The 8,926-nt window shown below is 64.5% G+C and carries 8 protein-coding genes; 1 reads left to right on the forward strand and 7 read right to left on the reverse strand.

The window, feature by feature from the left end:
* From M0R21_13440 to M0R21_13465, 6 genes are all read right to left on the reverse strand, one after another.
* Positions 1-750 (reverse strand): hypothetical protein (locus M0R21_13440; protein MCK9618825.1); only part of this gene is annotated, 750 nt, incomplete at its 3' end.
* A 10-nt stretch (positions 751-760) separates the two neighbouring features.
* The gene (gene nrfD, locus M0R21_13445) at positions 761-1,984 is read right to left on the reverse strand and encodes a polysulfide reductase NrfD (GenBank protein ID MCK9618826.1); all 1,224 of its coding nucleotides are present in this window, start codon (positions 1,982-1,984) and stop codon (positions 761-763) included.
* Positions 1,985-1,994: 10 nt separating this feature from the next.
* The gene (locus M0R21_13450) at positions 1,995-3,086 is read right to left on the reverse strand and encodes a 4Fe-4S dicluster domain-containing protein (GenBank protein MCK9618827.1); all 1,092 of its coding nucleotides are present in this window, start codon (positions 3,084-3,086) and stop codon (positions 1,995-1,997) included.
* A 282-nt stretch (positions 3,087-3,368) separates the two neighbouring features.
* Positions 3,369-4,307 (reverse strand): tRNA-dihydrouridine synthase, encoded by a 939-nt coding sequence (locus M0R21_13455; GenBank protein ID MCK9618828.1) that lies wholly within the window; start codon positions 4,305-4,307, stop codon positions 3,369-3,371.
* Positions 4,308-4,410: 103 nt separating this feature from the next.
* The gene (locus tag M0R21_13460) at positions 4,411-6,336 is read right to left on the reverse strand and encodes a U32 family peptidase (GenBank protein ID MCK9618829.1); all 1,926 of its coding nucleotides are present in this window, start codon (positions 6,334-6,336) and stop codon (positions 4,411-4,413) included.
* Complete coding sequence (locus M0R21_13465) at positions 6,333-7,505, reverse strand: ATP-binding protein (protein ID MCK9618830.1); 1,173 nt, start codon at positions 7,503-7,505, stop codon at positions 6,333-6,335. Before M0R21_13465 ends, M0R21_13460 begins: the two co-directional genes overlap by 4 nt.
* Positions 7,506-7,649: 144 nt before the next feature.
* Here M0R21_13465 and M0R21_13470 point away from each other — a divergent pair, with 144 nt between their 5' ends.
* Positions 7,650-8,147 (forward strand): hypothetical protein, encoded by a 498-nt coding sequence (locus M0R21_13470; protein MCK9618831.1) that lies wholly within the window; start codon positions 7,650-7,652, stop codon positions 8,145-8,147.
* Between the two features lie 91 nt (positions 8,148-8,238).
* On the opposite strand, the gene M0R21_13475 is transcribed toward M0R21_13470, so the two are convergent.
* The coding region (locus M0R21_13475; GenBank protein ID MCK9618832.1) for a M23 family metallopeptidase at positions 8,239-8,926 on the reverse strand (688 nt) is incomplete at its 5' end.

The following is an 8,926-nucleotide window of genomic DNA, read 5'->3' on the forward strand; positions in this document are numbered from 1 at the left end:
CTGGAGCTGCACGAAGCCGCGGTTGCGGGCGCCATCCTGCACGTTGTGCGGGTTGTGGCATTCGGTACAGGTGAACCAGCGCTTCTTGCCGGTGCTGGTGAAATTGCCGATGCGCTTGCCATGGATACCGTCACGCCAGTCGCGCATCTTGTCGCCGTGACACTTGCCGCAGAGCAGTTGCGGCTGATCGATGCTGACCGCATCGCCGTAGTTGTCCACCAGCATGTTGCGCTTGGTCGTGTGGTGGCAATCGAGACACCAGATGCGGCCGCGACCGTGTTGCAGGTCCTTGGCGTCCGGCAGCAGGCCTTCCATGGTCGGGATCGGTACCGGCTTCTTGTCCTTCGGCAGTTTTGGCGGATTGAACGCGGGTCCGACGCCGTTGTGGCAGGCCGTCGCGCACATCGGCAGGATGGCCAGCTTCTCGGAGCGCGGCTTGACGACTGCGTGCCCTTCCGGGATTTTTTCCAGTCCCGGCATCTTGCCCATCGGCACTGTGCCGTCGTAGGGATCGCCGTACCAGAGCGCCGCACCGGTCTTCGGCGAGCACTTGACGTTGGGCCAGCCGGGCTTGATGTCGCGCTTGGTGACTTCCGACGCGCCCTTGCGGCTTTCGAAGCAGACGGTTTCCTGCGGCGGCTGCGCCGCGGGTGCCTGCGCCGCCGCAGCCTTTTGGTCCTGCGCCAGTGCGGAAGTCATCATCCCGCAGCAGAAGGCGAGGATCATCGTGTGGAATGCAAGTTTTTTCATGGTCGTCATCTCACTTCGCCGCGACGGCCTGGCTGCCGTACTTGATATCGCCCAGCATGATGCCGATGGCGCCCTTGAGCAGAATGGTCAGGATGAAGAAACCGAAGGCCCAGATGCCCAGCACCATCAGCCACTCGACGAAGCTCGGGTGGTACTCGGTGACTTCGCCGATCGGCGAGGGGATGTAGCCGGGGACGATCAGGCCCATGCCCTTCTCGATCCAGATGCCGGCAAAGGCCATCACGCAGGGGATTTGCAGCTTGTTGAAGTCATTGCGGAACGACGGCATGAAGAACATCACGAACGCGCATATCATCAGCACCACCGAACTCCAGAACCACGGCACCAGCCCGGTGAGGCCGTGCAGGCCGAACATCAGGTAGTAGAGGCCGTTGGCATGCTCGGTGCGGGCGTAGAGCTCGACCACGACTTCCGACAGGGTCAGGAAGATGGCGATGCCCAGGCAGAACTGGACGATCGTGGTGAGCAGCTTGATCGCGCTGTCATCGACCCAGAACCTGGTGTTCTTGCGGATGACCAGGAAGATCAGGATGATCAGTGCCGGGCCGGCCGCGAAGGCGGTGGCGATGAAGCGGATCGGCATCATGCTGTGGAACCACATCGGGCGCGCCGGGTTGTTGGCCATCAGGAAAGCCGTCACGGTGTGGATCGACAGCGCCCAGGCAATGGCGACATAAACCAGGGGGATGAACCATTTCCTGTTGATCGGGTTGCCGGTGTACTTGCACCACAGGTAGTAGAAGCCGCAGATGAAGTTGAGGATCAGGTAGCCGTTGAGCACCATCACGTCCCAGCCCAGCATCGAGGAGAAACTGTAGATGCCCCAGGGCGGAATCATGTGCCACAGGCGGTCGGGCCGGCCCATGTGGGCGAAGACAAACACCATCACCATGATCACCGCCGAGATGGCCAGCATCTCGCCCAGCACGGCCACCTTGTGCATGCCTTCGTGATGATAGACGTAGGCCGGGAAGACGATGGTCACCGCCCCGGCCGCCACGCCCACCAGGAACACCAGGTTGGCCAGGTACAGGCCGTCGCTGATCTGGCTGGTCATGCCGGTGACGATCAGGCCGTCGGTGTTCTGCAGGTAGAACACGTAGAGCATGGCGAGGATGAAGGCGGAAAGAACGCCCATCCAGGCGTAGAACTTGGTGCCGCCCTTGAGGATGTAGCGGGTGTAGTCGGTAGTGAAGCTGATCAGTTGTTGCACGGCCGGCTCCTCAATCGTAGAAGTAGAAGAATTTCGGGAAGGTGTTGAGTTCCGCCTTGAGGCGGAACACGTTCTTCCGGGCCAGGATCAGGCTCACTTCGCTTTCCGGGTCGAGCAGGTTGCCGAACTTGCGGGCGCCGACCGGGCAGACCTCGACGCAGGCCGGATAGCGGTCGTGGCGGGTGCGTTGCAGGCACCAGTGGCACTTCTCGACGACGCCGCGCATGCGCGGACGGTTGCCCAGATAATGCGTGACCGGGTTCATCTCTTGCTTCGGCAGCACCGGCGTGGTGAGGTTGAAGCGGCGCGCCCAGTAGGGGCAGGCGTTCATGCACATCTTGCAGCCGATACACCAGTTGTAGTCGATCACCACCGGGCCGTCGGCCTCGCGGTAGGTCGTGCGCACCGGGCAGACCTTGACGCAGGGCGGCTTCTCGCACTGCATGCAGGCGATCGGCATGTAGGTGGCGTCCTTTTCCGGAACGGCCTCGGGGTTGTAGTGGTACTGGCCTTCCAGCACCTGGCCGGCCGGGGTGTAGGCGTTGCCGCCGACCTGGATGCCGAGGCCCTCGGGATAGCCGTGATTCATCTTGTCCTTGGAGAACTCGCCGCGCTCCATGCGCAGCACCTGGATCCACTCGATCTTTTCCCCGGGCCGCGTGCCGCGCGACTGGTTGTTCTCCTCGACGCAGGCGTGGACGCAGCGGCGGCAGCCGATGCACTTCCTGACGTTCAGGGCGTAGCCCATGAGCACGCCCGGCTGCGGCCCCGTGGTATCGACGCTGACCTTCTTGCCGTACTCGGACGAGTAGCGCCGTTCAAGCCGGGTGCGGGCCTCGGCTTTTTCCTCGTCCGTCATCAGGCGGTAGTTCTTCTGGAAATGCTCGGCCCACTCGGTGGAGGCCTTGGCATCGTCGGACATCGTCATCAGCGCCGCAGAACCCATCAGCGCAGACACGCTGAGCATTCCGCCGCCTTTCAGGAAATCGCGGCGCGAGGTCGTCAGGCCAGGTGCGGAGGGGTCTGCCGACGCGGGTTGCGCAGCACATTCGGATGACCGCTCCCGGTCGGGATCGGCAGCAGGTTTCTCGTTAAGGGCCAAAATTATTCTCCAAGACAGGGAAATAAGCGTAGTCGAGTCTTCAATGGACGAAGAAGCTGTCGTCGGCCCGCAAACCAATCGAAACCGATGGCAGCTGAGCCCATAAGACAACAGGCGGTCGACTATTTATGGCTATCCTATTATTTGGGGACAAGAGTGTCTTGATATGAATCAAGTTCACTAAACTTCGGGTAGATGATCGGTCGTTAACTACGCGTTTTTGCCGGCCATCGCCGACCATTGCCGCGATCGCAGCGCTGCCGCGCTGCAAGCGGTCGCTGCCTAGGCCGGCAAGGGCAGGCCGGAGCGCTGCAGCGCCAGACTGATCTCCGGCGCGCGGCGCAGTTCGCGTATCTCGCCATAGAGCGTCGCCGCTTCGGGATAGCTGCGTCGCATCATGCCGAGCCACTGCTTGAGGCGGCCGGGCGACTGGTGGGGCGGCAGCTTCTGCTGCACCCGCTGCCAGAATTCCGCGATCATGGTTTGCAGTTGTTCCCAATCGCCTGCGTCAGGGTGTTCCGTCCGGCCCTCGCGGATGCGCCGCGCCAGCAGCGGGTCGGCGACCGCGCCGCGGCCCAGCATGACGTCGGCGCAGCCGGTGGCGGCGCAGATATTGAGGTAGTCGGCGACCTTCCACACCTCGCCGTTGGCGATGATCGGCAGCTTCACCGCCTCGCGGATGCGCGCCACCCATTCCCAGCGAACCAGCGGCCGGTAGCCGTCGGCCTTGGTGCGGGCATGCACCACCAGTTCCTGCATGCCGCCGGCCTCCAGCGCCAGCGCGCAATCAAGCGCGCGGCCGGTGTCCTCGATGCCGAGGCGCATCTTGGCGGTGACCGGAATCGCCGGCGGTACGGCCGCGCGCACCGCAGTGGCGATGCTGCGCAACAACTCCGGCTCGTCGAGCAACGCCGCGCCGCCGCGATTGCGATTCACCAGCGGCGTCGGGCAGCCGAAGTTCAGGTCGATGCCGGCCGGATCGAGCAGCGCGAGGTGCGCGGCGTTCTGCGCCAGCATCGCCGGGTCCGAGCCGAGCAGCTGGATGCGCACCGGCGTGCCGCTTGCCGTGCGCGAGCCGTGCTTCAGCTCGGGGGAGAAGCGCGTGTAGCAGGAGTGCGGCAGCACGGTGGTGGTGACGCGCACGAACTCGGTGACGCACCAGTCGTAGCCGCCGGCCGAAGTCAGCACCGCGCGCAGCACATCGTCGGCGAGACCTTCCATCGGGGCGAGGACGAGTTTGCCCAATGCGCGGCTCATCGCCGTTGCCTGCCCGCGAAGCGGAATCCCAGGCACGCAGAGCGAGCCGGCGCCGACATTCTCAATGTCAATGCGCGACCGGAAGGATGCTGATCTGCCGGCCCTTCTTCAGCTTGCCGATGACGTGCATTTCGCACTTCTTGCAGTCGAAGCGCAGGGTGAGCTTTTCCTTGCCATTGACCAGCGTCATCGGGTCGGGGCGGATGCCCTTCACTTCCTTCGGGCAGAGGTTGTAGCTGTGGCGCAGGCAGTGGCGCGTGATCATCAGCGAGACCTCGCCCTTTTCGGCGTTGGTCTCGTAGGCCTCGGCGATCACGGTCACGCCGTGCTTTTCATAGAAGGTGCGGGCCGCGCTGTTGAGCACGTTGGCCAGATAGCTCAGTTCGTTTTCCGGAAAACTCGGCGCTGGTAAGACGGCGATTCGGCGCGACGGACGCTCGCAGGCGGCGACGCGCGCGGCTTCGAGGGCGGCGACGGCATCGCGGCGCAGGCCGTTTATCGCCGAGGCTGGCAGGAACCAGGGCTGGGAGAGGTCGAGCGAAATCTCTCGCGCCTCGAAGATCGTGTTGCCCAGCTTGCCGAGGTTCTCGCGCAGGCCGGCGAAGGCGCGCTCGGCGTTCTTCGCGAGCTCATGGGCGTGGGGCAGGGCGGCGCTCGCCGCGATGCCGTCTTCATCGGTCAGCGTCAGCGCGAAGCCGTCCGCTGTTTCGCCCAACTGCAAGTGCACATCGATGCGCCGTTCGGCGGATTTCTTCTCCAGCGCGCGCTCGAATTCCTGGTCGCGGTTGCGGTAGAGCGCGGTGCCGACGGCGATATCGTCCGGCATTTCGTTGGGGAACAGGCGCGCGCCGTCGGCGCGGTTGATGCGCAGGCCGACCAGCTCGCGGTGGCTGTCGTAATAGCTGAGGCCGTCGCCGTTGTGCAGCGGCGCGCTGGTTTCCGCCTCGAACCAGTCCGGCCCGATGCGCGTGACCTCGCCGACCAGTTCGCCGGAGAACTTCGGCGTATCGAAGGCGCCGATGTCGGGCTTGCGCTCATTGACGAAGTAATCCGTGGCGCCGCGGTTGAAGGTCTTTTCCGGGCGCGGCGTGAATGCGTAAGTACAGCGCCCCGACGAAGCGCGCCGGTAGCCGGGCGAGCGCTCGAGGAATTCGTCGAGCAGCGTGCGGTAGTGCGCCGTGATGTTCTTGACGTAGGAAAGGTCCTTCAGCCGCCCCTCGATCTTGAAGGAACGGATGCCGGCCTCGATCAGCGCGCGCAGGTTGGCGCTCTGGTCGTTGTCCTTCATCGACAGCAGGTGCTTGTCGTGGGCGACGATGCGGCCGGCCTCGTCTTCCAGCGTGTAGGGCAGGCGGCAGGCCTGCGAGCATTCGCCGCGATTGGCGCTGCGCCCGGTGTGGGCGTGGCTGATGTAGCACTGGCCGCTGTAGGCCACGCACAGCGCGCCGTGGATGAAGAATTCGAGCGTTGCCGGCGTTGCCTGCCCGCGAAGCGGATTCCCAGGCACGCAGAGCGGAGCAGCGCCGACTCTCAGCCCCTCGTCGATCTTCGCGATCTCCTTCAGCGTCAGTTCCCGCGCCAGCACGATCTGCGAGAAGCCGACGTCCTGCAGGAAGCGCGCCTTGGCCGGCGTGCGGATGTCGGTCTGCGTGCTCGCGTGCAACTGGATCGGCGGCAGGTCGAGTTCGAGCAGGCCCATGTCCTGCACGATCAGCGCATCGGCGCCCGCCTCGTAGAACTGCCAGACCAGGCGCCGCGCTTCGTCCAGCTCGTCGTCGCGCAGGATGGTGTTCAGCGTGACGAACACCTTGGCGTGATAGCGGCGCGCGTGGGCCGCCAGCCGCTCGATGTCCGCGATGCTGTTGCCGGCATTGGCCCGCGCGCCGAAGGCCGGCCCGCCGATATACACCGCGTCGGCGCCATGCGTAATCGCCTCGATGCCGAAATCGGCATTCTTGGCGGGGGCGAGCAGTTCGAGGACGGGGGAAGTCATTTCCCGGCCACCAGCATCGCCGCGCTCAAGGGACTCATGGCTTCGATGTCCTCCGCCAGTCGGAAGCTTTCGTCACCGGGATAGACGACCAGCTTGCGCGCCGGATTCAGGTCGGCGCATGCCGCATGAAAACCGCGCTCCAGTTTCGGCGTGAGGCTGCGCTTGATTTCGATGGCCCACAGCTTGCCGTCGGGCCACGCCAGCAGCAGGTCGATTTCGGCGCCGGCGCTGCTGCGGTAAAAATGGCCCTGCACCCCTTCCGGCGCACAGGCCAGCAGGTTCTCGATGACGAAACATTCCCAGCTTTGTCCGACCACGGGGTGGGACAGCAGCGTTTCCTTGTCGGCGATGCCGAGCAGGGCGTGGACCAGGCCGCTGTCGCGCACATACACCTTGGGCGATTTCACCAAACGCTTGCCCAGGTTGGCGTGCCAGGGCGGCAGGCGGCGCACCAGCAGCAGGTCGACCAGCAGGTCGAGGTAGGCCGCAGCGGTTTTCGCATCCACCCCGAGATTGCGGGCGAACTGGGCGGTATTCAGCAAGCCGCCCTGATGGTGGGCCAGCATGCCCCAGAATCGGCGCAGGGTTTCGGCGGCGATGCGCGGGCCGAATTGGGGAATGTCGCGCTCCAGGTAGCTGCGGATGAAGTCCTGCCGCCAGCGCAGGCTGCGCGCCGCGCTCGACGCCAGCAGGCTTTCCGGAAAGCCGCCGCGCACCCAGAGTTCATCGGCCGGCAGATGGCGCGTTTCGATCAGGTTGAAAGGGGCCAACTCCAGGTAGGCGATGCGTCCCGCGAGGGTTTCGCCGGATTGCTTGAGAAGATCGAGCGATGCCGAACCCAGCAGCAGGAAGCGGCCTGTCTTTTTCCCCGCGCGGCGACCCTTGTCGATCAATCCGCGCAGGACCGGAAACAGGCCGGGGGCGCGATGCACTTCGTCGAGGATGACCAGTTGGTCGGCGTGATCGGCCAGGTAAAGTTCGGCTTGGGCCAGTTTGCTGCGGTCCTGTTCCGATTCGAGATCGAGATAGAGCGAAGGCCGACCGCTCGCCTTGGCTACGTCCAGCGCCAGCGTGGTCTTGCCGGCCTGGCGCGGGCCGAGCAGCGCCACGGCCGGCGAATTGGCCAGCGCATCGATCAGGAATGGGGTGAGTGAGCGGGAAATCATCATTGCAATTATGGAGTATCGTTCCCGTAATTGCAAGGTTGTTGCTCGGGGTTGCCGAACTTCCGCCCAGGTGCGTCGCCTTCCGCCCGGCACCCGGGTCGCCTATCATTGCTCAAACCGCAACCGTGTCCGCTCGATCAGACTGCAATGAAAACTCTCGGCATCCGTTGGCTTGTTTTGGCCCTGATCCTGCAGGGCTGCGCCGGCGTGCCTGCCGAGCCGCCGAAGATCGAGCGCATCAGCGCCGAACAGATGGAGGCGATCCTGCCGCAGCCGGTCGCGGCCATGCCGCTGGAACAGATCGTGGCGCTGTCGAACCTGGGCATCCCCGCCGAAGAACTCATCGGCCGCATCACAACTTCGGGTTCGCGCTACCGCCTGTCGGGAACCCAGATCACCGAGCTGGCAAAGCAGGGCGTGCCGCTCGCGGTGCTCGACCACATGGTCGCCGCCGAACGCAGCTTCATCTTCGACGGCATGGCCGCCGACGCCAATAAGCGCGAGCAGGCCTGTCGCGACCGGATCGAGCATGAAGTCCGCGTCTGCCGCAGCCAGATGATGAGCCCGATGTGGTACCCCGGCCCGCACCCCTTCGGCCACTGTTTCCCGATGGCGCCCGGTTCGCCGTTCTGGCATTGCATGTGAGGTTGCAGCGCGGGCTGCGTTGCCTAAAAGTCGGCGCTGGCGGGACGGTGCCGGCCGCCCCGGGAACACGATCGATGCCGACCCGATTGGACTATTTCGGCGATCCGTCCCGGCAGCGCACGGGATGGGTAAGAACCAGCTGAGCGATTGGATAGCTTTTCTGCGGATCGAAGCATCCACCCGAATGCCGCAGGGCATCGAAGGTTTCTCCCTCCTTGGCTCTGGGGTGGCCGTACGGCACGGTCGTGAGTTCCATGTGGACGATCGCGCAGGCTCGGCCGATCCGCCTGCAGCCTCCCGCCACGCCACTGTCGCCCAGGGTGCCGATCTTCTGGCCACGCCTGACGGTCTGCCCGGGGCTTACGACGACGTCCTGAAAATGGCAATAGACGGTATACCGGTCGAATTGCGCATGGTGAATGGCTACGGTGTTTCCGCAAGTCTCCGGATTGGCGCCGACATGGGTGACGACCGTTCCGTCGGCCGGCGCGATAACGTCCTCGCCGAAAGGTCCCGTGAAATCGACGCCGGAATGCGGCACCTGCCAGTTTGGAAACGGGCCGCAACAGCCACCGCTCGATTCGTAGGTGGAGGCCACCGGCGAGCTCATCTGCGCGCAACCCGCAAGCAGCACCAGCAAGCACGCGCATGTCCATCCGCGCACGACCCCTGGCGACGAATTCACGGAGTTCATAGGGGTCGGAGTCATTTCACTTTTCTCCCGCGTGCATATCTGAACTTTCTCCTCAATAAGGCAAATGACTCTGACCCCTATCGCT

The organism is Lentimicrobiaceae bacterium (assembly GCA_023227965.1).
In the GTDB taxonomy this organism is placed as follows: domain Bacteria; phylum Bacteroidota; class Bacteroidia; order Bacteroidales; family JALOCA01; genus JALOCA01.

What these genes read in the sequence shown, in the direction of transcription:
- M0R21_13455 (MCK9618828.1), bottom strand. Translation starts at nt 4,307, where the DNA reads ATGGAAGGTCTCGCCGACGATGTGCTGCGCGCGGTGCTGACTTCGGCC.
- M0R21_13470 (MCK9618831.1), top strand. Translation starts at nt 7,650, where the DNA reads ATGAAAACTCTCGGCATCCGTTGGCTTGTTTTGGCCCTGATCCTGCAG.
- M0R21_13465 (MCK9618830.1), bottom strand. Translation starts at nt 7,505, where the DNA reads ATGATGATTTCCCGCTCACTCACCCCATTCCTGATCGATGCGCTGGCC.
- M0R21_13460 (MCK9618829.1), bottom strand. Translation starts at nt 6,336, where the DNA reads ATGACTTCCCCCGTCCTCGAACTGCTCGCCCCCGCCAAGAATGCCGAT.